A 22,556-nucleotide genomic window follows, 5' to 3' on the forward strand; every position below is an offset into this window, starting at 1 on the left:
ACCCCCATATCTTATTTGTAATTCAAGTGCTATCTTACCGGCTACTGGAGTAAGAATTGCAGGGCGGTCTGCCGGATGGCAGTATTTTGTTTGTTAACTGCCAGAGCCAATGCTTTTCTGGTGCCTACAAAAACTGCCAGTTGCTTAGCTCTGGTAATGCCGGTATATATCAGGTTTCTGAATAGCATATTAAAGTGCTGGTTGACCACGGGGATAATGACAGCTTCAAACTCACTGCCCTGTGCTTTATGAATGGTAATGGCATAAGCGAGGTCCAGTTCCAGGAGTTGATCCCTTTCATACGCTACTTCTTTTATCTCCTTTCCCGCTCTGAAGCCCACCGATAGCTGCATAACTTCATTATCTACGCTTGTGATTTGCCCAATGTCACCATTGAATACATTCAGGTCATAGTTATTACGTTTTTGGATCAGCCGGTCACCTTCGCGAAAGACTCTTCCGCCTACCGTTAACTCGCCCTTGCCTTCGCTTGCGGGGTTCACCCGTTCCTGGATAACTTTATTAAGGCTGGCAGTACCAAGGCTGCCTCTTGTCATGGGAGAAAGGATTTGTACTTCCACTTCCTGGCCGTAATACTTTGGAATAATCTCCTGATAGAGCTTTTCGATGATGGCACCTGCTGAATAGCCGTAATGCAACGAAGACCAGGGATGCACCTGACGGAGCACTTCCCTTAACTCCTCACTATAGCTGCGGGTTGCTGCCAACGCTTCTATATCCACATGGCTGAATTTAGCAGGAATGGAAAAATGGCTGTCCTGGTGGTAGATAGCTGCTTCTTCATTAAGTGTCAATGTATTGGTAATTCCTGTGGCTGGTTTACCCGTCAGCCGCTTAACCCTTGCAATAAACTTCAGTTGTTCACTGGTGGCTTCTTCCGAATCAATAAACAAACTATCCTGGTGCTCTTTCCATACCTGGGGCTTATGAAAAGGCGATTCAATCCTGGGTACTATTCCCTTATTGATCTGGTGGGCATAGGAGATAATCAGCGACTGTTCTGCCTGCCGGAATATTTTAGTCAGTTTATGGCAGGGCACGACGCCGGAGGCAATGAGGTCTTTAAGTACATTACCAGCGCCTACAGCCGGCAATTGGTCGGCATCGCCTATCAGCACTACCTGACACTGCAGGGGCACCGCCCGGAGCACGGCTGCTGCCAGATGCACATCCAGCATGGAGCATTCATCCAGGATGAGCACATCGGCAGGTAAAGTATAGGACTCATTGCGCTTAAAATTACCTTTGGCTGCATCCCATTCGAGCAGCCGGTGAATGGTTTTAGCCTCCCTGCCAATGACCTCACTCATGCGCTGGGCTGCCCTGCCGGTAGGAGCTGCCAGCATCACCTGCCTGCCGGTGCTTTGCAGTACGCCTACCAGCGCACGCGTAGTAGTGGTTTTGCCACAGCCCGGTCCGCCAGTAAGAATGGAAAGTGGCTCGGCAGCTATTTGCAGTACACTGTAGTGCTGTTCTTCACTTAAAGTAATCTGATGCAGCCTGCAATACGCTTCCAGATGTTGCAACAGTTCTTTGCTGTTGCTATTAACGCTTTGGGAGACAAACAGCTTTACTTTAGTAGCAATATATTGCTCATCGTAATAAAGGGAGTGAGCATAAAAGCACTTTTGTATGTTACCGTGTTTGTCTGGCACCAGCCTGATCTTAAGCGCTCCTTTCTGCTCCAGTGCCTCCAAGGTATTATCCAGTGCAGTGATATCCTCTAAGGATAAGCGTTCCATTACGCCTTCATTCAACTGCTCCTGGGTAAGATAGCAATGTCCTTCCTCTCTTGCATTTTGTAATACGTGTTCAATACCCGCCCCGATGCGTTCCGGAGCGTCCTTAGCTATTCCCAGACTTAGGGCTACTTTATCGGCAGAGAAAAAGCCAATACCGTGAATGTCCATGGCTAAACGGTAGGGGTTGGTTTTAACCACTTCAATGGCTTCATTGCCATACATTTTATAAATCTTCACCGCAAACAGCGTAGAAATCTGGTGAGCTTGCAAAAACAGCATCACATTGCGGATCTCCTGGTGCTCTATCCATGCTGTTCTGATCATGTTCAGCTTTCCTTCCGCAATGCCGGGTACTTCGGTCAATCTCTCCATAGCGTGGTCGAAAATGTCGAGTGTTTTTTCTCCGAAATGCTTCACGATTTTTCTGGCGGTTGCCGGACCTACGCCTTTGATCAGTCCGGAGCCTAAGTATTTTTCCAGTGCATGGGTAGTGGCAGGTTTTCTCTCAACAACCTTAACAGCTTTAAACTGCAAACCGTATTGCGAATGATGAATCCACTCACCATAAAAGTCCAGGGTAGCGCCTGCAAATACTTTGGATTGATGGACAACCACGGTGAGCGCTTCCTGTGGCTTTTGAAAGCTGCTGACCTTGAGCACCGTATAACCGGTTTCAACACTGTGAAACGTGATTCGCTGAACAATACCGGACAATTTTTCTAGCTCCCCTGAAGGTTGTTGGTCGTGCACAAACATCTATCAAGATAAACAAAATTGAAGATAGATGTACACCTGCGGCTTATGAATATATACAAAAGATCGGTACATTCTCGTCTTTTAAAAAGCAGTTTAGTGTTTTAATTCAAATTCAGTTTGGCAGCTTGCCGTAATTATTAAGAGGAGAATAAATTACCAGTGTTCACCGTTAATTCCAGTGCCGGCAAATCTGCATACATATGTTCTTTGGTAGGTTCCAGTGCATTTTTATAATTCTTAGCAACAGTACAAGCCTGCATTCCTGCTGATGGGTATTGTGTTTTTGCAATCTGCAATAATCTTCTGTCTTCCAAGTTATCAAAAAGCCATTCGTAAGCAAGGTCTTCATTCAGGATAACCGGCATTCTTTTCTTGCTGTTATGCACCTGTTCCATCAGCTTATGACCAACCGCATTGGTGGTTACAATGGCAAAGGTTTCCCGGTATTCACCCGTTAGCTGGTCTATCCACGGCTGCCAGATGCCCGCCATATAGAAGTATTCTCTGTCTTTCAGGGTAATGTAGTAAGGGTAAGTATCCGGTGTTTTCACCGGCTGACCTGTTCTTTTGTTCTTGCGGTAGAAATGCCTTGATTCAAAGAAGCCGGTGGATAGTACCAGGCACCGCCTGTATCTGGCGGCATCTTCATACATACTTCCCGGATAGAGTAGTTTTTCACCCTGCGCATTGAGTGTAGGCACAGGTGCTATAAATCTGTTGTTGCTATCATAATAACCATTTCTCCATTTATGAACATCAGCTACTGTCTTGCAACCTGTAGGAATAAAGCCCCACTCCATCTGCACAATATCAAAGTCCTCCTTATCAGGATAGCGCTTCAGTATTGCATTGAGGTTGTAATCAAAACCGATCTGTACCGGTTGATTAAGGAAGTCATAATTAGCTACCAGCTTTTCCAGATGCTTTAACCGGATGAACTCTTCCCTTGTTACTTTCTGTCCATTATAGTAGCACATACAGTTAGTTCGCTTTAGTAGTTAAATATTCAGAAATAAGAGCACCAATCTCCTCTGCTTCCTGTTGTCTTCCTTCCGGTACAGAGGTCCAGAAATCAGTATAGTTACTACGTGTTGCTCTGGTAACTACCAATGGTTTACGGCTGTCGGGAAATACAATTCTGAAAATGGTTTGTCCTGCAACCTGGTGCTCCTGTACTTTGAGATTACTCCCTTTATACGCTAATTCGAAATTGCCTCCATTGTTATTCATGTAAAGCTAAAATAGGAATATTTATTCTGTAATTCTGTGCAGGCTGAACAGTTTTTCTTCAGCCGGGAATTCCTTTACGATAGGTCAGGATTGTGATCAATGTAGCATGTAAAAATAACTTTAAACAAATATGCTGCTCTTAATGCCTCTTTTTTGAAGCGAATGCTATTGTCCTCTATTTCTATACGTTGCACGAGAAATGCACATTCTACTCACATCACTTTGAGAATTTATGCCTCCTATATACTTTAGTAGTGCAATGAACCAACAAGAAGAGTCTGCATACAATGCAAATGTATTTCTACAATTAGAAAAGCCGCTTATATTTTTTGACCTTGAAACGACTGGTTTAGATTACCAGCGTGATCGTATTGTTGAGTTGTCTGCAATCAAACTCAATCCTGATGGCAGCCAGTCTTCCTTGCACTATTTACTTAATCCTTGTATAGAAATACCAGAAGCTGCCACAGAGATACACGGTATTACTAACGGGATGGTAGCTGACAAACCCGCATTCTGTGATGTTGCAGATAACGTGTATGATTTTTTCAAGAATTGCGATCTTGCCGGGTATAATATTCGCCGCTTTGATATTCCCATACTAATGGAAGAATTTCATCGCTGCAAGCTGTATCCTATTCTTTTAACAGAAACCAAGGTAATAGATGTCTTATCGGTTTACACCAAAAAGGAGCCACGAGATTTATCAGCAGCTGTACGGTATTATTGTAAAGAAGAACTTACAAAAGCACATTCTGCCCAGGCTGATGTGGAAGCTACGATGAAAGTCTTAAAGCATCAACTGCTGCACTATGAAGATTTGAAACCAAACGTAAACTTCCTGTATAACTACTCTTGTGACAGTGACTATATTGTTGATTTCAGTGGCAAATTTGGCAGAAATAAAAAAGGGCAGATTATATATAAGTTTGGAAAGTACAGGGACCATGCAGTGGATCTTGATAATAAAGACCATCAATCTTACCTGGACTGGCTTGCAAACGAAAGCGGTAGTTCTGTTGAAATGAAGATGGCAATCAAGCGCATTAAATTGCAGCATCATTGCCATAAAATTTGTGACGAATGGCTGAAGGTAAAAGGAATTATTGCCTCAGCAGATAAAATGCTTGCCTTATATCAGGCAATAGCTTCTGAAACGAATATTCTTCCCTTTATAGTTACACGAACTGATAAAAAGCTAACCATTACATACACCGGAAACGAGGTGCCACCACTTTACTTTGCTAATGAGGATGAAAAACGTACTGCGCTGTTCTTATTAAAAAATCACTTAAACACTATCGAAGGTTCAGTTGATATTCAATCAGCACTTTCAAGTAATTTTCAAACAATATAAAGGAGTCAGCCATTGGTTAAGATACTAATAGAATATTAATCAATGGCCGCTTATGAATTTTCTTATTAAATATTAAACACTCTCAAAGCCCCTGTTAATTCTTACTTCATTGATCCCCTAAACACCAAGGGTTGATTGTTTACATTTCTGCAAAATTTTTGAAAAAGTAAAAATTATTCCTGTAAACACTTGCTATTAAAAGGCAGTTGATTTAGATACTTTACATGCTATTTAACCTTTAAAAATGCCCTTTTATGATGAGAATATAAGGTGCACTGTTTTGTAACGAACAGGACAAAAAGGAGCGCAAAGCTGTGCAGGCTTTCACTGTAAAACCTACTCCAAAAGCTGCCAAAAGACTTCGGCATAAACACCTATTCCCACCCACAAAAGCCCTCTTTTATTCCGATTCCTTTTGGCTCACGGCAGCCTGCTTTTTCAGCAGCTTTCTTTTTGTCCTTTTTCTTTTACAAAACAGTTTTTTATGGTTTACCTGATACACTTTCAAGAGAAACTGCACCATGCACAACACTACATTGGCTATGTAGATAAGAACCTAAAGCAGCGCATCAAAAAGCACCGGAGCAATAAGGGAGCAAAGCTGCTAATGGCAGTAAACAACGAAGGTATTCAGTGGGAAGTAGTGCGGATATGGGAACAGGGCGACCGCGAGTTGGAACGCAGACTAAAGAACCGTAAAAAGTCCCGGTGTTTTTGTCCTGTTTGTCGTAACAATCATTAAGCATTCATAGCACAACATTATTGTTTACAACTTCAATTCTTTTCCATTATGCAATCAGAAAATTTATCCTGTCTCATGCGCTTGTCATGGGAAATACAGCGCAAAAAGAAGTGCAGCCGTGCTAAATCGTTGCGTGCTGCATGGGCAATTACCCTTAACGAGGACATTACTATTTACTACCTTGTTAAACGCCATTCGCACAGCTTTTATCCCAATAAAATTCAACTGTCAGACCTCACTTTATTCAGTAATCAATAACTCATTTCTTATACAGTTTTTTATTCATTCACCATTTAAAATTTACAGTTATGGAATTCACCGGAAGATTAACAGCAAATGCTATTATTAGTACACTTAAAGATGAACGGAAGGTAGTCAATTTTACACTTGCAATTAATGACTACTACAAGCCAAAAGGTGCAGCTGAAGGGAAACAGGCTACACAATATATAAGGTGCAGTTATTGGAAGAACACGACCGTTGCACAAAGGCTTTTGAAAGGCTCCGTAGTAGAAATAAGCGGGAGGTTATTCACCACCGTTTATGTGAGTGGCGGTGGCGAAGCAAGAGCTAATTTAAATGCTATTTGCAGTACCATTAAAGTACATGGCACAAGTAACAAAAAGGATGGCAACGACAAGCCGGAAAATACGGTTGTAAATGCTTTACCTAAGCCATCAATGAACACCGGTACAACATTGCAGGAAGAGGACGATATACCCTTTTAACTCTAAATCCATATTCCATTATTAATCTACAAAACCGCAGTAGTACCGCCTGCGGCATACAAGTAAAAGCTGGGTAACACACTATGGCACACAACATCCATTTTAATGAGCAAACAGGCAAACATTCCTTCTTTTCCGTTAATGAAAAGCCCTGGCATGGACTGGGGCAAATCGTAAACGAATACCCTACCAGTAAACAGGCATTGGAGTATGCAGGATTGAACTTTATTGTTGAAAAAAGACCGCTATTTACACTCAATAAAACCAACGATACTACTGACCTGAAAGTACCGGAATATTTAGCTACGGTACGCACCGATACACAAGCTGTTTTAGGAGTAGTGGGCAGGCAATATGAAGTAGTGCAGAACAAAGATGCTTTCCAGTTTTTTGATGCTATTGTACAAGGTGAAGGCATTCTTTATGAAACAGCCGGCGCACTCGGCAAAGGCGAGCGTATTTTTATTACTGCAAAACTTCCCAGGTACATCAGGATAGGCAGGGAAGATTTAATAGAACAATACCTGTTCTTAACCACTTCGCATGACGGCAGCGGTAGCATTACGGCTGCCTTTACACCTGTAAGAATTGTGTGTAACAATACGCTTAACGCAGCCCTTAAAAACAGGAGTAATAGCATCAAAATACGCCATATTGCCAATGCAAAGGAAAGGCTGGAACAAGCACATCAACTGGTGGGTATTACTAATACGCTTTCAACCGAATTGGAAAATATTTTCAATAGCTGGTCAAAGGTGCGTATTACGGATGAAGCTGTATTAAAATTGATACAGCTAGCACTGGTGCCGAACAGGGAAGTATTGCGCAATATTAAAGCAGGTAAACAGGAGGAATTATCTGCCCAATTTACCAGTATGTGCAACAATGCTTTTGAGTATGCACTTAACAGCCCAAGCCAGCAATTAGAGACAACCAAAGGTACGCTGTTCGGCGCATACAATGCCGTAACCGGGTACTTGCAAAATGTACGCAATTACAAGAGTGAGGAAGCAAAGCTAAAATCATTGCTGTTTGGCGGTATGGGACAGCAAAAAGCACAGGCAGCATTCAACTTGTGTGCGGATTATGCAGCAAATGGAGACAGTATTTTATATCTGAATTAAACTACACAGGGCGGAGTGTGAATACACTTCGCCCTGCGCTCTCTTTTTATTAAAATTCAATACAGCAATCAACTTATGAATACTAATAATTCCATCAAAACAGAAGAAAAAGCACTGCAGCCCACCTTTCAGGTGTGGCAACACATGAAAGTAAAATTCCCCGATGTTATTGTGTTAGTAAGAAAGGATGACCATTATTATACTTTCGGCAATGATGCGGAAATAGTCAGCACCCTAATGAAAATAAAAATAGCAGAAAACAGCACTGCTAAACCCTATTGTAACGTGCCTTATTACAATACGGATAAATTGCTGCGTGATATAATAAAAGGCGGTTGCAGAATTGCCCTTTGCGACCCCTTAAGTGCTTTCAAAAAATAATTCGGTGGTATAGAAGCGGCTCTTTTGAGAGCCACTTTCTTTTTGGAAAAGAAAGCTTGGCAAAGAAAACCTTTTGAAGCCCGTTTATAGTAGTTGTATAGAGCACTGTAATTCTGAAAACATTTGAAAAGATAAAGCTATTTTCTTCATTCATTCTGCTACAAAGTTAGCTTACGGGACGGCTGAAGCGGCAAGGGAATTTCCGGCATAAACCCATTGTATCCTTCGGATGAGTAATGCGTTGCGGGGACATTTATTCCGTTCCTCCCTTGCCTTTATTGTCCCGAAGCTGAATGGTGCACCATAATAAATTTTAAAACTATGAAAAAGATTATGGAAAGCCCTTGTAAAGTACAAAATGGTATGCAGGTAAGTGAAGTGGAACTGGTGTATAAAAGTAAAGTAAAAGCATCTGAAAGACCACAGGTAAGCACCTCTAAAGAAGTATATAAATTGTTTAAACAGTATTGGGACGAAAACAAAATGGAGTTTGTTGAACAGTTTAAAATTTTATTGCTGAACAGGTCTAACCGGGTGTTAGGCATTTATGAAATATCTACAGGTGGACTTGCAGGAACGATAGCTGACCCGAAAATAGTTTTTATAGCTGCTCTAAAAGCTGCAGCAAGCTATATTATACTGGCTCACAATCATCCTTCCGGTAACCTGAAACCCAGCACACCGGATAAACAATTAACCCAAAAAATTAAGGATGGCGGAAAGTTGCTGGATATAGAGGTAATAGACCATTTAATTATCTCCACAGAAGGTTATTATTCTTTTGCAGATGAAGGGTGGATGTAAATAAATCTAATCACTTTTAAATATACCCTTTATGAGCTACAAAAAGATGATGAAATGGCAAAGAAAACATCCTAAAGGCACACGGCAGATTGTAATTATGCATACAGAAAGCGGCTTTCAAACTTCCGCTGCCTTCATGGAAAAGTATTTTAAACACAGGCAACAATGTGATGTTGAAAATAAAGAGCCTTTAGATTGTGAAAGTTATTATCGTTCCACATTACGATGAAGATTAAATGAAAGTTTAGCGGCAATTTCATAGATTGAAGTTCTGTGAGATTGCTGCTAATTTCTTGTTCATCTGTGCAGCAATTTTTGTTCTGCAGCCCTGGACAAAAATTACAATTCAATACCCAACTAAATAGGACATGATTATACGGTAAAAGTCTTAAAAGCCATCGTTTTAATGCTTGAACAATACCCACCTCCAAGCAGAATTTTTATTCATTTTTCACCACATCCTGACATGGGTAAAATTTACCCATGTATTGTCTGAAATATGCTAACTAAATACTTTTAAGTGCTGATTGAAAAGCAGGAAGAAGTTTGCCTGATCCCGCAAACGGCAAGATGTACAAACGTGGCACGTTTGGAAGTGTACAGCCCTGTTGCTCCAAAGTCGCAAGGCAGCTGAGTAAAGAGGTTTAAGAGTTCGGAAATAATCAAAGTGAGGAATAGAGGCGTATGGAAAAGAAGATTAAAACAGTGAGAACAAAGTTTGTGAAGATGCGTATGAACGACAGTGAGTATGAACATTTGGAAAAGCTATGGAAAAACACCACCCACAGACACCTGAGTACCTACTTAAGAAAGATCTGTTTGCAGCAGCCGGTAATTGTGAAATACCGCAACCAGAGTGCAGATGATTTTTTAAGCAGTATGCTGCAACTCAAAAAAGATTTAAACGGTATTAGCAACAACTTCAACCAGGCAGTCAAAAAATTGCACATTTTAGAAAAAATACCGGAGTTCAGAACCTGGCTCATTCTCAATGAATCATTACAGCGTGCCGTAAATGCCAACGTAGAAGAAATTAAATTCCGCATTGCTCAACTCTATGACGAATGGTTGCTAAAATAACGTTTCCCAGGTTCGTTATTGGTGCACTCAACTATAATGAACAGAAAGTGCAGAAAAGTGTTGCTGAATGCATCGGAGCAGGTAATGTTTTGAGTGAAGTGCATAAGATGAACTTTCATCAAAAACTGGCGGTATTTGAAAACCTCAATGCCCTCAATGAACGGGCAAGTACAAAAACAATCCACGTTTCACTCAACTTCAGCCCAACTGAAAAGCTGAACAAAACCCGGTTGATGGCTATTGCTGAAAGTTATATGGAAAAGATTGGCTTTGGGGAACAGCCTTATTTTGTTTATCAGCATTTGGATGCAGGTCATCCGCATCTGCATATTGTAAGCACCACGATACGCCAGGATGGCTCCAGAATTAACACGCACAACATTGGTCGTAACCAATCGGAAAAAGCAAGGAAAGAAATTGAACAGGAGTTTGGATTGGTGCCGACAGAACAGCAAAAAAAGGAGCTGGTAATTAGATCAATTAATGCAAAGAAAGTAGTTTACGGTAAGCACGAAACAAAAAGAAGTATTGCTAATGTGGTAAACAGTGTTATTAACCAGTACAATTACACTTCCTTTGCCCAGTTTAATGCAGTGCTGAAGCAGTACAATGTTGTTGCTGACAGAGGAGAAACAGAAGGACGCATTTACAAACATGGCGGGCTGGTTTATAGAGTATTGGATGAAGCGGGAAACAAAATAGGTGTTCCCATTAAAGCGAGTGCAATCAATAGCAAGCCAACACTTGTCTTGCTGGAACAAAAATTTGAAGTAAACAAAGGAAAAAGAGAGGAGCCAAAACAGTTATTAAAAAAGATACTGGATGAAGTGCTTCAACTTTCTCCGGCAAGTATGCAGGAGTTGATGGGTTTACTTGCAAAGAAGAATGTATACACTGTATTAAGGCAAAACGAAGAAGGGCGCATTTACGGGATCACCCTTGTGGACAATCAAAATAAAGCTGTTTTTAATGGTAGTGAAATAGGGAAAGCATATAGTATTGCCTCCATACAACAACATTTTTATAAAACGCAACCATTAACAAAGGAGATGGAAGAGAGAATGCAAACGCAAAGCGTTACGCATAATCCCGCATTTCATCAGCCATCGCAAAATCAACCGCACTTTGACGAAGGTAAAGACGTTCAAAAAGACAACTTACTACAGTACCTTATTACTCCTGAAATCACTTATGAAAACGTACCTGCCCAACTATTAAAAAAGAACAGGAGAAGAAAGAAAAAGGACAGGAATTTATAACTATAAAAATCTGTTGTTATGTCTACTGGTGAAAATGAATCTGGATTGAGAAAGATTTTAGACTTTACAAGATTAGGCAGCATGTTCATCCTCATGCTGCATTGTTACTTTTACTGTTATGCAGCTTTCCACAGTTGGAAGCTTACTTTACCCTTAACAGATCACATATTGAAAAATGTAGAAAATACAGGACTCTTCCATCACTTCAATAATGCAAAATACATAGCCATGGGATTGCTCATCGTATCACTTTTAGGAGCGAAGGGAAAAAAGGACGAAAAGCAGCAGTTGAAAGGTTTGATCTGGTATATGGTTGTGGGCATCACCATATACTTTGCAAGCGGGCTGATTTTTTTCCTGAATGTTTCACCTGAAAAAATAGCAATAACATACATTGCCACTACAGTAATTGGGTATTTGTTTATTCTAAGCAGCGGCTCTAAGTTAAGTAGGCTAATAAAAGTACGCCTGTCTAAGGACATTTTTAATGACTTGAATGAAACGTTTCCGCAGGAGGAACGGCTGCTTCAAAACAGCTATTCCATTAACCTGCCAGCACGCTATAAGCTGAAAGAAAAAGTACGCAATAGCTGGATAAACATCATTAATCCTTTTCGTGGACTGCTGGTAGTGGGAAGCCCCGGAGCCGGCAAGTCGTGGTTTGTAATTCAGCATATAATCAAGCAGCACATTGAAAAGGGCTTTGCCATGTTCATCTATGACTTCAAATACGATGACCTGAGTAAGATTGCCTACAACTGGTTGTGGGCAAATGTGGGCTCCTATAGCGTTATTCCCGAGTTTCATGTTATCTCCTTTGACAACCTCTCCCAATCCAGCCGCTGCAATCCTTTAGATCCTGCTTCCATGCACGACATTACCGATGCTACAGAATCTGCCAGGGCAATACTACTTGGCTTGAATAGAGAATGGATCAATAAGCAGGGAGATTTCTTTGTAGAATCACCCATCAACTTCCTGACTGCGGTTATCTGGTTTCTACGTCGATATGAAGAAGGCAAATACTGCACGTTACCACATGTAATCGAGTTGATGCAGGTGAGTTATGATGAACTGTTCCCTGTACTCAATACACAACCTGAGATTGAAGTGCTGGTAAACCCTTTTATGAGTGCTTACCAGAACGATGCGATGGAGCAGTTGGAAGGACAGATTGCTTCTGCCAAGATAGGTATGGCGCGGTTAGCTTCTCCGCAACTCTACTGGGTGCTTTCGGGAAATAATTTTACCCTCGACATAAACAACCCGGAACATCCCAAAATTGTTTGCATGGGCAACAATCCTGAAAAGCAGCAAATCTATGGTGCTGTGCTGTCGCTGTACATCTCCAGATTAGTACGACAGGTAAACAAAAAAGACAGATTACCATGCAGCCTGGTGTTTGATGAATTTCCCACCATTTTCTTTAACCACATGGATGCAGTGATTGCTACCGCCAGAAGCAATAAGGTAGCCACTACGTTAGCCATGCAGGATTTTAGCCAACTCCGTAAAGATTACGGAAGGGAACAGGCAGATGTAATTGTAAATATCACCGGCAATGTCATCTGTGGTCAGGTGATGGGTGATACAGCTAAAGTGCTCTCTGAAAGATTCGGGAAAATACTACAGGAAAAAGAAAGTATTTCTATCAACAGAATGGACACATCTATCAGCCGTTCTACCCAGTTGGACTATGCCATTCCAGCTTCTAAAATAAGCTCCCTTTCTTCCGGTGAGTTTGTGGGTATGGTGGCGGATGATCCACATGAGAAGATTAAGCTGAAAGCTTTCCATGCGGAGATTGTAAATGATGCAGAAAAACTAAATAAAGAAGTGGCTCAATACAAAAGCATACCTGCAATAACAGAAGTAAGCCAGGAACAAGTTACAGACAACTATTATCAGGTAAAGCTGGATATTAAGCAGTTGATTGAAAAGGAAGTTGGTACATTGAAAAGGAAAACAGATAATTAAACCTTCTTCCATAAATAGCTTAGCGGGTGATGACTGCGCTGTGGGTTTTTAGTTAAAAATTACTTACAGATATTGTCAGTAATATTGCGATTAAATATATTAATATTTATATATTTGTGCAATCTTGTTAGAAATTAAAAACCTTATGCCCGCTATCAAGTATCAGCTCGTATTTCACCGGGGTGAGCACCGCATTTTACTCGTTTTCGCTAATAATGCTTCCTGGAATAATCGCATAAAAGCAGTTGCGGGTGCCCGCTGGAGCAAAACACTAAGGGGCTGGACTATACCGGATACGCCGGAGAACCGACAGAAGTGCGGCCTGCCCTTGCAAGAAGAACCGTTCCATGTGTCTTTGACTCCTGCTGTACCGCAATGCAACGTGCTGTCGGTGCCACAGCTGGGTACCAACAACAGTGCACAACTGCACTTATTCATTCAACAATTAATGCTAAAGGTTTACAGTCCATCTACTATCCGCACCTATCGGAACGAATTCCTTCAACTGCTGCAACTGCTGGGTGCTATACCTGTACAGGATTTACAACCACAGCATCTGCAGCGTTATATCGTTTATTGCATTAAGGAAGGACTTAGTGAAAACAGCGTTCACAGCCGTATCAATGCCCTAAAGTTCTACTATGAACAGGTATTACATCGGGAAAAAATGTTTTTGGATATCCCCCGACCTAAAAAGCCGCTACAGCTACCTAAACTCTTAAATGAAGAGGAGTTGAGAAAGCTCTTTACCGCCCTTAGCAACAAAAAACATAAGGCTATGCTGTTTACCGCTTATAGCGCCGGCTTGCGGGTAAGTGAGGTAGTTAACCTTAAAATAGCCGATATAGATAGTCAGCGCATGCAAATAATGATTCAGCGGGCTAAAGGTAAAAAAGACAGGTATGTAAATCTAAGTCCAATGCTATTGGACATTTTAAGGAGCTATGTACAAAGTTATACACCCAAACCCAAGGTGTATCTGTTTGAAAGTGAGCAAAGCGGGACTGCTTATCCACCCAGGACCGTGCAGCAGATATTTACTAATGCAAAAGAGAAAGCAGGGATCAAAAAGGAAGTGGGGATTCATAGCTTACGGCACAGCTTTGCAACGCACCTGCTGGAAAAGGGGGTAGATATCCGTTATATAAAAGAGCTACTAGGGCACTTTAATATTAAAACAACGGAACGCTACCTGCATGTAAGCAGGCGCAAGCTGGTAAATATTATCAGCCCGCTGGACGACTTGCTGAACAACCATTCTATTGAGTGGTAAGTTGTATTGACGCAACTACAATCTAAATTGTATAATACTAAGACGCTGATTATCAATAGTGAATTTTAATATCCTATTTCATATAATATCATATATTTACGCGTAAGCTGCTACTTTATGGAGACATTTCAAATTAGAGCATCCTCTTGGGTTATTTACATCCTGACACTTCTGACAGTAATTTTTGCTGGCAGTGCTTTAGGAATTGCTTTATTACCGACAAAAGGAAATCCACCTGTTGCGATTGCAATGACTATCGTTATAATTGGTGGTGCATTTTATGCCACACGTTTTACAGCGAGAGCTATGACTGAATGGACTATAACTGAAAATGAAATTCAACTTAGATGGCTTGGGCAATTTATTTTTCATAATAAACCAGACTTAAACTTTAGTTGGAGTGACATTCAAGAATATAAATATCAACCAGACAGAAACTTTGACCTATTCAAACTCAAACTAACAGACGGAAGGACAATAAAACTTTGGCATAATACCAGCACGACCAACGATGACTTTCAAAAATTTGTTAGTTCTTTTGAAGGACGAGTCCAAACTTACAATACAAAGGATTCGGAAGCATCAAATGATATTAAACGGTCAAAGACAATTTATGAAACTAGACTTGGATTGGTATTAGCAATTTTCGCAGGAATTTGTTTGGTGGCAATTCCAATTTTAATTGCAGTTCTACCAAATAAATCAAAAATAAATTGGGCTGGATTTGAGTTAGCTTATGCAGGCGGACTATTTTTCATTTTTCAGGTTCTTGCATACCGAAAGAAGAAAAGCAGCAGCTTACATTAGGTTTGGCAATAGGCTGGCTGAAGGAATAACAATGAGCTGTAGTTCGCTATCAGCAATAGTTCCAGCAAACGAACAAATATCGGCTTTTTGTATTTATCTTCGGCTATAGTTTTTCAATTGGCTGACGTTCGGGCTTGACGTTCATTGAATGCCAGCCCATCGCCAAGCCTTAAACGTTATGTGCCATACAGACCGACCATTTACAGCAGTGTAGGTTGACACATCAAACGTATTTTATCATTCATAAGACTTGAGTGACTGCCCAACCCTGTTGCATTTATTGGTGGACACAACGCAGTTTGCAGGCTTCACTTTATTTCTGGTTGGACAATCGCTCAACTCTTTACAGGTGGACAGAATGCAGTTGACACGTTAATCATCACGGCAGACAATCATCTGTCTGTACGGACACATAACTTTCAGCATCCGGTTTTTTCAAGTATTTACATCAGGCGGACACAAGACTTTAGTTTTATGTTGGCTTTCATCTGGATACTTGCTTTTTGTGGACAGACGAAACGGTGCAAGTTCCTTTGTTTTTTTGCCTCTTTTTCCTGGGCGACACGTCAGCTGCTTTTTATAATTCAAACTTTTATGACACAGTTTTAGTGCGACACTTGCAAGACGATAAATTCAGCTTGCAGCACATTCAAAAATTGACTGTTTTTGCCGACTTGACAACACACATTCAGCAGCAAAACAAAGTGGACACGAATTGTTCGGCACATAACAGGTGGCTTGCTGCCATAGCGGCGGACGGAACTCGGCTGAACAGCAGGAATTCTAATGAGCTTTTTCAGCTATATTTGGTCTGACTAATCACGGAATGCCGCTCCGGCAGCAAGCCGGTGGGCGTTGTGCGTAAGTTGCCGGACGACCAAACTACTATGAAGATTTTGACGATAATATTTTTACTGACACTTTCCTTAAGCTTGTTTGGTCAAGACAAAATTGTCGGACGCTATCGTGACTATTTTGGGAGCCACATTCTGCTCAACGCTGACAGAACTTTCAAATACACTTGGAATTTTGATATGTCCGCCAGTTGGACAAAAGGGACTTGGAGATTAACAGGCGACACTGTTTATTTTGAAATGGTTCCGACCTTTGACACTTTAAGCCAGACAAATTCAAGTGGCATTCTTTCCGACACACTCATTTTGTCGACAGATGAAATTCCTGAACGCTTTACGCAAACAGAATTTGCTGCTATGCTTCTTTCATCCGGCGGACAAAACAGAATGAACTATCCAGATAAATTGTTCTTTAAAAAAGGGAGACTTTATAAAATTCAGAACGGCAAGTTGGTAACGAAAAAACAAAAAGGTTTTTGGACAAGCAAAAAATGGGACCCTTGGTTTTTCAAAAGTGATGACTAAAAACCTACGCACAACAAATGCATTTGCAATAGCATGGCTGGAAGTTGGCACATCGGCTGCAAATCATTTTTCAGCTTAGTTCCGGCAGACATTACGCTATTGAGCATTAGTTCTTAACTTCAGCAACAGTTTTTCAATTTAGCATTTGTTCCAGGCTGACAGTTCGCTATTGCCATGCCATCGCAAATGCTTCAACGTTACCTGCCATTTGTGCAAAGTCCTTAACAATTGCATCTATTAAGAAAAGCCATGACCCGACTGCTTCTATTTTTGACAACTTTCCTACTGACACAGGCACTACAATCTTGCGGACAAACACAAAAGCAAAGTGTTCCGACAAGTCAGCATTTAAAAGCATTGGCAAAATTTGTTTCGTATGAAGGCGGTGACAAAATCCATTTTTCAAAATTTGCAATACTGAAAGACTTTTCTGACACCACCTTTGCAGGCGACACAATTACAGTCGGCTACTATTTTTACAAAGCGAACAGCCAACAGTTTGACACCGTCCTGCTAACATTAAATAAATATCCAGAGCCAACTACTATTAAGAACTACTTCATTTGCCCTGACTATGACGCAAAAATTGGAATACAACAAGCTAAGATTGACGTTATCGACTTTGAATATTGGGAAGGTTGCGAGACAGGAAAAGGAGATTGTAAACCGCTTACTTTTACTCGGACAGCAAGCCAAAAGAATTGGTTTTTGATTATGCCTTGTGGTGGGACAGAGACAGAGATATCGCTTGCAGGTATAGACCATTCGTTTAATCAAAAGCTTCACTTGTTTCATGACGGCTGCCCGCCCTGCATAGAGTTGACGAACATGCGAGACGGCAAATATTCGGCTAACATGGTTGCTTGTGGCTTAGGTGGACAAGTGAACTTTAGTTTGGCAACAACCGGTGCGACAAAAAACGGCAGGTAACAGCGGTTTGGCGTCAGTGGGGCTGGACGAATAAGCCATCAACTTATTGCATCCATCAACAACAGTTCCAGCACGACGTTCAACATTCAGCTTTAGTTCTTAAATTCATCATCAATAATTCTATTCGGCTTTAGTATCGGCTGGACGAACAATAAATTCCCCACCGAACGCCAAGCCGATGAACGTTGGCAGAAATTTTATTCGACACCTAACAAATTAAAAAAACCAAACTGATTTTTGTTCATGGCACTGACAAAACCTTATCACAGAAACTATAGAAGTTTTATTAAAAGACCAAATTCAGGTTATAGCAGTTGGGCATTTATAGTTGACAAGCAGTATGCAGACTCGCCGCATCATTATACACGAGCATTTTTACTTTTGCAAGAAGACATTAAAAATTTATTCGACTTTATTGAACCGGCAGACGTAAATCTAAAAACTTTTTCATTCAGAATACACGAACTTTTAATGCGAACATGTATTGAAATTGAAGCAAACTTCAAAGCTATTTTAAGAGAAAATATTTATACACCAACTTTTAAATCTGGAAATAAATCTGGTCAATCAAAAACAGAGGATTATTGGACATTGAATGATTACATCAAGGTTAATAAAACTCATCATCTCGACAATTATGTAGCTGAATTGCCATTCTGGAGAGGTATAAATCATAGATATAGACCATTTGCAAATTGGGCGCAGAATGGCTCTTTATCATGGTATCAGGCGTATAACGAATCAAAGCATGACCGAAACAATAAATTTGAGTTGGCAAATTTCGAAAATTTAATAAATGCTTTTTGTGGGTTATTTGTTTTATTATCATCACAATTTAACTGCGAAAGTTTTACGACTGGCGAAGCATCGCTAAGTGTCGGGACTGACAGTTACTTTGATGGAAAATTCGGAATCGGAAATTATCTGAAGATAGAGTTTCCAACAAACTGGGTAGATGATGATAAATATGATTTTGACTGGTCTGTTTTAAAAAAGGAAAATGACAGATTTGAGAAAATCGATTATAACTCCTTCTAAAAAACTTCTGCCAACAAAAATATTTGCAATAGCAGGGGGCGACATAACGCACTTCATCAACAGTAATTCTATTCAACTTTTGTTATCGGCTGACCAAACGCTGTTGAACATTTGTAATTATCTTCGGCAATAAAACAAAAATCAGCTGCGGTACAAGCGTGACGAGCCTCGATGCCCTGCCATCGCAAATACTTCAACGTTGTATGCCATATTATTTGACACCTTCTAACTGTTTATAAATGTCTGACATTAACAAGACTTCAGTTCTTAAAGCCTTTGTAGAAAATGGCAGGCTAAGTTGGACAGACTTTGCCACCAAAGAAATATTTTTAAATATTAACGGCGGCACTGACCGAGCACATTCGTTGGGTGACATTATCAAACAATTGGAAAATGAAAAGCTTATAAAGAGAGTTCCAGATGTTTTGCCTCCAACATGGCAAACTATTGACAATGCGCAGACCGAATACAACACCTTAACAAATGCCGCTGCTCGACAACAACAAAAAGAAAATTTAGAGTTTGACAACATCAAACTTGACAATTGGCAAAAGCGACATTGGCTATTACTATCCATACTAAGTTTTGTATTTGGAGCAATCATTTCACCAATATTATTAGACTTATGGAAAGGCAAAGACACACAACCAACGCAATCAGACAAAACAGAAAAAGTTGTTTCTGATACTTCTTCAAAAGAGATAACTCCTTAAGCTCGGACTGAATGGCTTGGCTCAATTCTTTATCATCTAAAAAATATAAACGACCCCAGAAATCATTTGACAGCATAAAATTTAATTTATAGCCTTACCGTGTGACACAAGAAATACGGCATACAACAAAAGGTTTTGCGTCATGGCGGCTTGACGGAATAACAATCGGCAGCAAATTACTATCAACTATTATCCGGCAGACGGAACGCTTTTGGGCTTTTGTTTTTAATTTGAACATTTGTTTTTTAATTTACCTTCGGTTCCAGGCTTGACGTTAATAAATACCGCCACGAACGCAAAGCCTCGAACGTTGTGCGTCATGCGGCGGGACAGATTTAAACAGACGAAATACTGTAACTTCGGAATGACAAATACTTTGGTATGCGAACGATTAACATTGACATTTCTGAACTTGAATATCAGAAATTCGGGTTTAAAGCTGACCGGCTTTCCTTTTCTGACTTTGTTGACATGGTGAGCCGTGAACTGAGCCGCCAAAACTTAGTCAAGACGGTGGAACTTGCTGAGCGTTACGGACTTTCCAATATGAGCATGGATGAAATTTCCGAAGAAGTAAAAGCCGTAAGAAATAAAAATGCGCCTCATTCTTGATACTAACGTACTTGTTTCAGCTAACATTCAAAGAAGTTATCCTTACTTCATTGTTGACCGTGTCTTTGTTGACTCCACCCTTCAACTTTGCATTTCTGAGGAGCTTTTTGCTGAATATGTAGAGGTGCTGAACCGTGAGAAGTTTGCAAAATTTCTGGACTTTCACACAAGAGCACAAGCCTTGTTGAGAGACATTGGGACGTATGCATTGAAGTTTACGCCAACCACAAAGGTGACCTTAATAAGCGACGAGCCTGACAATCGGCTTTTGGAACTTGCTGAAACATGTGGTGCGGACTACCTTGTAACAGGAAACACTAACGATTTTAAGATGACCGAATATAAAGGGACAAAGATTGTGTCACCGAAAGAATTCTTTGAGGTCTTAAATCGATAGCACGAACGCACAACAGGCGGTTTGCTGCTATGCCGGCAGACGGAACGCAGCATCAGCATTTTGTTCGCTTATCAGCTTCAGTTCCGGCTGACCGAACGCAGATGAACAGAAGAATATATTTTGTACTTTGGTTTTTCAATCGGCTTTAGTCCGGGGCTGACGAATATGAACTCCCGGCACAGCAGCAAGCCGTTTAACGTTAGCGGTAATTTTTATGGCAGACCACGTACATTCAAAATATAAAATCTTTGGTGGCTTCGGACTAATCCTCGGACTAAATTTATTAATAGGCTTTGGTGTTTATAAATTATTGACCGCATCCAAAATAAGCGTAGACAAAGTAGACTTAGTGAATGACAATGGAGCTAGAATAGCTTATGTAATTTTATTCGGAGTTTTATTTCTCTTTTTGATTTTGCTTATGACACAATGCAAGCGAATTATTGCAGACAAGGACGGCATTACTTTTATAAATCCCTTGTTGCCCTTTTTGCGAAAAAGAAGTAATTGGACAGACTTTGACTATTTCATTACCGTGGACGAGGACTCAAAATATAGCAAACACGAAGCCATTTGGTTTATAAAAAACGAAAAAATAAATAAGAGAATATCCAGCTTTTATTATTCCAACTATTTTGACTTATTAAGCCAAGTAAAATCAAAGGGGAAAGGGAAACAATATTTTGACCCTTTTTCGCAACTTTTCGCCTTATTGAGACTTAAAAAAATACGAGAATAAGTTGACATACTATGACTAAAACTACCGCTAACATGGGGTTTTGTGCAAGCAGGGCTTGACGTTCAAACTTCGGCTGTTTGCATCGCTGTACTTTGGTTCGGGTGGACGGAATTCTTTTGGGCTTTAGTTGTTATCTTATACTTTTATTTCTTTACTGGGCTTCAGTTCCGGGCTGTACAATAAACAATGCCCTGCCTGCACAAAGCCCTGTTCGTTGTAGGTAAGCAATACAGACATTATGAAATTTGAAGAAGTTAGTTTTGACCTTGACGATAAAAATTTATTTTTAGTTGATGACTTGAAACTAAGAGCAGAAGCGATTAGACATTCAATTTTACCAAGACTTGAAATAATTACTAACCATTCTATTTCTCTGACAAATGAAAGATTTAAAATAAATGTTTTAGAGCTTTCAACGGTTTTAAAATTTCCTAACTTTCGCAAGACAAGGGCAAAAGAATTTGATATAGACTATACACGTTCAGAAGCAGGTTTGGGTGGGAAAAGAAATGTTGAACTTTGGAAATCCATGCTTAAAAAGAATGGTGAGCCACCAATGATAATACCATTTTCGCTAACATTCAGTTTAGACGAAGATGGATTGAGCTTCTTTTTCTTATCCAACAGATATAATTTGACAATGAAGGATAATTCCTTGTTTTATGATTTTCATTTGAAGTATGCAGATGAAATTGCAAACCTTGTTAATGAATCAAAAGTTTCCTTACAAAAATATTATGCAAAGGAAAATGACTCATATAAGATACATCCATTTATCTGTTTTATTGATTATCTCAAATGGCAAAGAGATATTGAAATTTTGGACTTACCGTATTTTTCAAGAACAATCAAATACCCAATTTCAAATAATGAAATAGAACTATTAGTAAGTGAGTTCATAACTTTCTATCCGATATATGACAGCTACTTACGATTGGCAAGTGGAAATTCTGTTTTATTAAACGAACAAATAGGCTTATTGAAAGATTGGTTTATAAATTCCATTGACGAAGAGAAATCTTCATTAGATGAACCAACTAAAAAGGATAATTCACATCAAGAAATTAATTTATTAAAATTAGCTGAAGCAAAGATAAAGGTCATGCCAGCTTTGCGTTGGCAAGTATTTCAACGGGACAATTGGAGATGTGTATCATGTGGCAGGACGACAGACAACGGAATAGTTTTGCACGTTGACCATATTATACCACGATCAAAAGGTGGACAAGACCATTTAGACAATTATCAAACATTATGTGACATTTGTAATATTGGAAAAAGTAACAAGGACCAGACTAATTTAAGAGAGCGTAATTGACAACTTTGCCTACCTACAACAAGAGTATCCTATGTAAAGCGGTTTTCGAGGGGTGATATGTGAATAAAGGTACTACATAAAGAGATAGATTTAGTACGCTGTGGATTTACATGATTGAATATTCTTCAGCTCATAGATGTTACTACAGC

24 protein-coding genes are annotated in these 22,556 nt (G+C 40.0%); 21 read left to right on the forward strand and 3 right to left on the reverse strand.

All coding sequences use genetic code 11. The features are described from left to right. Nucleotides 1-41: 41 nt before the first annotated feature. The 3 genes from recD2 to FC093_RS21615 all read right to left on the reverse strand — a co-directional run bounded on the left by recD2 (nt 42) and on the right by FC093_RS21615 (nt 3,749). Nucleotides 42-2,519 (reverse strand): SF1B family DNA helicase RecD2, encoded by a 2,478-nt coding sequence (gene recD2 / locus FC093_RS21605; RefSeq protein WP_137263898.1) that lies wholly within the window; start codon nt 2,517-2,519, stop codon nt 42-44. Between the two features lie 137 nt (nt 2,520-2,656). Beyond that, the gene (locus tag FC093_RS21610) at nt 2,657-3,496 is read right to left on the reverse strand and encodes an SOS response-associated peptidase (RefSeq protein WP_137263899.1); all 840 of its coding nucleotides are present in this window, start codon (nt 3,494-3,496) and stop codon (nt 2,657-2,659) included. Between the two features lie 4 nt (nt 3,497-3,500). After that, a complete protein-coding gene (locus FC093_RS21615; protein ID WP_137263900.1) occupies nt 3,501-3,749 on the reverse strand; it encodes a hypothetical protein in 249 nt (82 codons plus the stop codon). A gap of 259 nt (nt 3,750-4,008) precedes the next feature. On the opposite strand from FC093_RS21615, the gene FC093_RS21620 reads away from it, so the two are divergent. The 21 genes from FC093_RS21620 (at nt 4,009) to FC093_RS21720 (ending at nt 22,407) form a co-directional block, all read left to right on the forward strand. Beyond that, a complete protein-coding gene (locus FC093_RS21620) occupies nt 4,009-5,106 on the forward strand; it encodes a 3'-5' exonuclease (protein ID WP_170971184.1) in 1,098 nt (365 codons plus the stop codon). A gap of 484 nt (nt 5,107-5,590) precedes the next feature. After that, the gene (locus tag FC093_RS21625; RefSeq protein ID WP_137263902.1) at nt 5,591-5,848 is read left to right on the forward strand and encodes a GIY-YIG nuclease family protein; all 258 of its coding nucleotides are present in this window, start codon (nt 5,591-5,593) and stop codon (nt 5,846-5,848) included. A 48-nt stretch (nt 5,849-5,896) separates the two neighbouring features. Continuing rightward, on the forward strand, nt 5,897-6,106 hold the full coding sequence (locus tag FC093_RS21630) for a hypothetical protein (protein WP_137263903.1): 210 nt from the start codon (nt 5,897-5,899) through the stop codon (nt 6,104-6,106). A 50-nt stretch (nt 6,107-6,156) separates the two neighbouring features. Continuing rightward, nucleotides 6,157-6,576, forward strand: coding sequence for a single-stranded DNA-binding protein (locus tag FC093_RS21635; RefSeq protein WP_137263904.1), 420 nt, complete (start codon nt 6,157-6,159; stop codon nt 6,574-6,576). A gap of 83 nt (nt 6,577-6,659) precedes the next feature. Beyond that, a complete protein-coding gene (locus FC093_RS21640) occupies nt 6,660-7,700 on the forward strand; it encodes a DUF932 domain-containing protein (protein ID WP_137263905.1) in 1,041 nt (346 codons plus the stop codon). A gap of 75 nt (nt 7,701-7,775) precedes the next feature. Beyond that, a complete protein-coding gene (locus FC093_RS21645) occupies nt 7,776-8,081 on the forward strand; it encodes a MutS N-terminal domain-containing protein (protein ID WP_137263906.1) in 306 nt (101 codons plus the stop codon). Between the two features lie 321 nt (nt 8,082-8,402). Continuing rightward, complete coding sequence (locus FC093_RS21650) at nt 8,403-8,885, forward strand: JAB domain-containing protein (RefSeq protein WP_240743406.1); 483 nt, start codon at nt 8,403-8,405, stop codon at nt 8,883-8,885. A 31-nt stretch (nt 8,886-8,916) separates the two neighbouring features. Beyond that, a complete protein-coding gene (locus FC093_RS21655; RefSeq protein WP_137263907.1) occupies nt 8,917-9,114 on the forward strand; it encodes a hypothetical protein in 198 nt (65 codons plus the stop codon). A 455-nt stretch (nt 9,115-9,569) separates the two neighbouring features. Beyond that, a complete protein-coding gene (locus FC093_RS21660) occupies nt 9,570-9,965 on the forward strand; it encodes a plasmid mobilization protein (protein ID WP_137263908.1) in 396 nt (131 codons plus the stop codon). After that, nucleotides 9,950-11,224, forward strand: coding sequence for a relaxase/mobilization nuclease domain-containing protein (locus FC093_RS21665; RefSeq protein ID WP_137263909.1), 1,275 nt, complete (start codon nt 9,950-9,952; stop codon nt 11,222-11,224). The genes FC093_RS21660 and FC093_RS21665 overlap by 16 nt, the downstream gene beginning before the upstream one ends. 18 nt (nt 11,225-11,242) lie before the next feature. After that, nucleotides 11,243-13,201, forward strand: coding sequence for a conjugal transfer protein MobC (mobC, locus tag FC093_RS21670; RefSeq protein ID WP_137263910.1), 1,959 nt, complete (start codon nt 11,243-11,245; stop codon nt 13,199-13,201). Nucleotides 13,202-13,346: 145 nt separating this feature from the next. Beyond that, the gene (locus tag FC093_RS21675) at nt 13,347-14,474 is read left to right on the forward strand and encodes a tyrosine-type recombinase/integrase (RefSeq protein WP_137263911.1); all 1,128 of its coding nucleotides are present in this window, start codon (nt 13,347-13,349) and stop codon (nt 14,472-14,474) included. Between the two features lie 117 nt (nt 14,475-14,591). Next, nucleotides 14,592-15,281 carry a hypothetical protein gene (locus FC093_RS21680; RefSeq protein WP_137263912.1) on the forward strand — a complete coding sequence of 230 codons (690 nt, stop codon included), beginning with the start codon at nt 14,592-14,594 and terminating at the stop codon, nt 15,279-15,281. 887 nt (nt 15,282-16,168) lie between these two features. Further along, nucleotides 16,169-16,660: a hypothetical protein gene (locus FC093_RS21685; protein WP_137263913.1), complete on the forward strand. Its 492-nt coding sequence runs from the start codon at nt 16,169-16,171 to the stop codon at nt 16,658-16,660. 249 nt (nt 16,661-16,909) lie between these two features. Next, entirely contained in the window at nt 16,910-17,590 is a 681-nt protein-coding gene (locus tag FC093_RS21690) for a hypothetical protein (RefSeq protein ID WP_137263914.1), read from the forward strand. 243 nt (nt 17,591-17,833) lie between these two features. Then, complete coding sequence (locus FC093_RS21695; RefSeq protein ID WP_137263915.1) at nt 17,834-18,628, forward strand: hypothetical protein; 795 nt, start codon at nt 17,834-17,836, stop codon at nt 18,626-18,628. 239 nt (nt 18,629-18,867) lie between these two features. Beyond that, a complete protein-coding gene (locus tag FC093_RS21700) occupies nt 18,868-19,341 on the forward strand; it encodes a hypothetical protein (protein WP_137263916.1) in 474 nt (157 codons plus the stop codon). A 381-nt stretch (nt 19,342-19,722) separates the two neighbouring features. Continuing rightward, a complete protein-coding gene (locus FC093_RS21705; RefSeq protein WP_137263917.1) occupies nt 19,723-19,953 on the forward strand; it encodes a hypothetical protein in 231 nt (76 codons plus the stop codon). Next, entirely contained in the window at nt 19,937-20,350 is a 414-nt protein-coding gene (locus tag FC093_RS21710) for a putative toxin-antitoxin system toxin component, PIN family (protein ID WP_137263918.1), read from the forward strand. The genes FC093_RS21705 and FC093_RS21710 overlap by 17 nt, the downstream gene beginning before the upstream one ends. 214 nt (nt 20,351-20,564) lie before the next feature. Next, on the forward strand, nt 20,565-21,089 hold the full coding sequence (locus FC093_RS21715) for a hypothetical protein (RefSeq protein WP_137263919.1): 525 nt from the start codon (nt 20,565-20,567) through the stop codon (nt 21,087-21,089). Between the two features lie 238 nt (nt 21,090-21,327). Continuing rightward, entirely contained in the window at nt 21,328-22,407 is a 1,080-nt protein-coding gene (locus FC093_RS21720) for an HNH endonuclease (protein WP_137263920.1), read from the forward strand. Nucleotides 22,408-22,556 lie beyond the last annotated feature (149 nt).

This window comes from Ilyomonas limi, from assembly GCF_005233845.1.
GTDB classification, from domain to species: Bacteria; Bacteroidota; Bacteroidia; order Chitinophagales; family Chitinophagaceae; genus Ilyomonas; species Ilyomonas limi.

Coding starts and splice junctions, on each gene's coding strand:
- recD2 (WP_137263898.1), bottom strand. CDS start 2,519: ATGTTTGTGCACGACCAACAACCTTCAGGGGAGCTAGAAAAATTGTCC.
- FC093_RS21610 (WP_137263899.1), bottom strand. CDS start 3,496: ATGTGCTACTATAATGGACAGAAAGTAACAAGGGAAGAGTTCATCCGG.
- FC093_RS21615 (WP_137263900.1), bottom strand. CDS start 3,749: ATGAATAACAATGGAGGCAATTTCGAATTAGCGTATAAAGGGAGTAAT.
- FC093_RS21620 (WP_170971184.1), top strand. CDS start 4,009: ATGAACCAACAAGAAGAGTCTGCATACAATGCAAATGTATTTCTACAA.
- FC093_RS21625 (WP_137263902.1), top strand. CDS start 5,591: ATGGTTTACCTGATACACTTTCAAGAGAAACTGCACCATGCACAACAC.
- FC093_RS21630 (WP_137263903.1), top strand. CDS start 5,897: ATGCAATCAGAAAATTTATCCTGTCTCATGCGCTTGTCATGGGAAATA.
- FC093_RS21635 (WP_137263904.1), top strand. CDS start 6,157: ATGGAATTCACCGGAAGATTAACAGCAAATGCTATTATTAGTACACTT.
- FC093_RS21640 (WP_137263905.1), top strand. CDS start 6,660: ATGGCACACAACATCCATTTTAATGAGCAAACAGGCAAACATTCCTTC.
- FC093_RS21645 (WP_137263906.1), top strand. CDS start 7,776: ATGAATACTAATAATTCCATCAAAACAGAAGAAAAAGCACTGCAGCCC.
- FC093_RS21650 (WP_240743406.1), top strand. CDS start 8,403: ATGAAAAAGATTATGGAAAGCCCTTGTAAAGTACAAAATGGTATGCAG.
- FC093_RS21655 (WP_137263907.1), top strand. CDS start 8,917: ATGAGCTACAAAAAGATGATGAAATGGCAAAGAAAACATCCTAAAGGC.
- FC093_RS21660 (WP_137263908.1), top strand. CDS start 9,570: ATGGAAAAGAAGATTAAAACAGTGAGAACAAAGTTTGTGAAGATGCGT.
- FC093_RS21665 (WP_137263909.1), top strand. CDS start 9,950: ATGGTTGCTAAAATAACGTTTCCCAGGTTCGTTATTGGTGCACTCAAC.
- mobC (WP_137263910.1), top strand. CDS start 11,243: ATGTCTACTGGTGAAAATGAATCTGGATTGAGAAAGATTTTAGACTTT.
- FC093_RS21675 (WP_137263911.1), top strand. CDS start 13,347: ATGCCCGCTATCAAGTATCAGCTCGTATTTCACCGGGGTGAGCACCGC.
- FC093_RS21680 (WP_137263912.1), top strand. CDS start 14,592: ATGGAGACATTTCAAATTAGAGCATCCTCTTGGGTTATTTACATCCTG.
- FC093_RS21685 (WP_137263913.1), top strand. CDS start 16,169: ATGAAGATTTTGACGATAATATTTTTACTGACACTTTCCTTAAGCTTG.
- FC093_RS21690 (WP_137263914.1), top strand. CDS start 16,910: ATGACCCGACTGCTTCTATTTTTGACAACTTTCCTACTGACACAGGCA.
- FC093_RS21695 (WP_137263915.1), top strand. CDS start 17,834: ATGGCACTGACAAAACCTTATCACAGAAACTATAGAAGTTTTATTAAA.
- FC093_RS21700 (WP_137263916.1), top strand. CDS start 18,868: ATGTCTGACATTAACAAGACTTCAGTTCTTAAAGCCTTTGTAGAAAAT.
- FC093_RS21705 (WP_137263917.1), top strand. CDS start 19,723: ATGCGAACGATTAACATTGACATTTCTGAACTTGAATATCAGAAATTC.
- FC093_RS21710 (WP_137263918.1), top strand. CDS start 19,937: ATGCGCCTCATTCTTGATACTAACGTACTTGTTTCAGCTAACATTCAA.
- FC093_RS21715 (WP_137263919.1), top strand. CDS start 20,565: ATGGCAGACCACGTACATTCAAAATATAAAATCTTTGGTGGCTTCGGA.
- FC093_RS21720 (WP_137263920.1), top strand. CDS start 21,328: ATGAAATTTGAAGAAGTTAGTTTTGACCTTGACGATAAAAATTTATTT.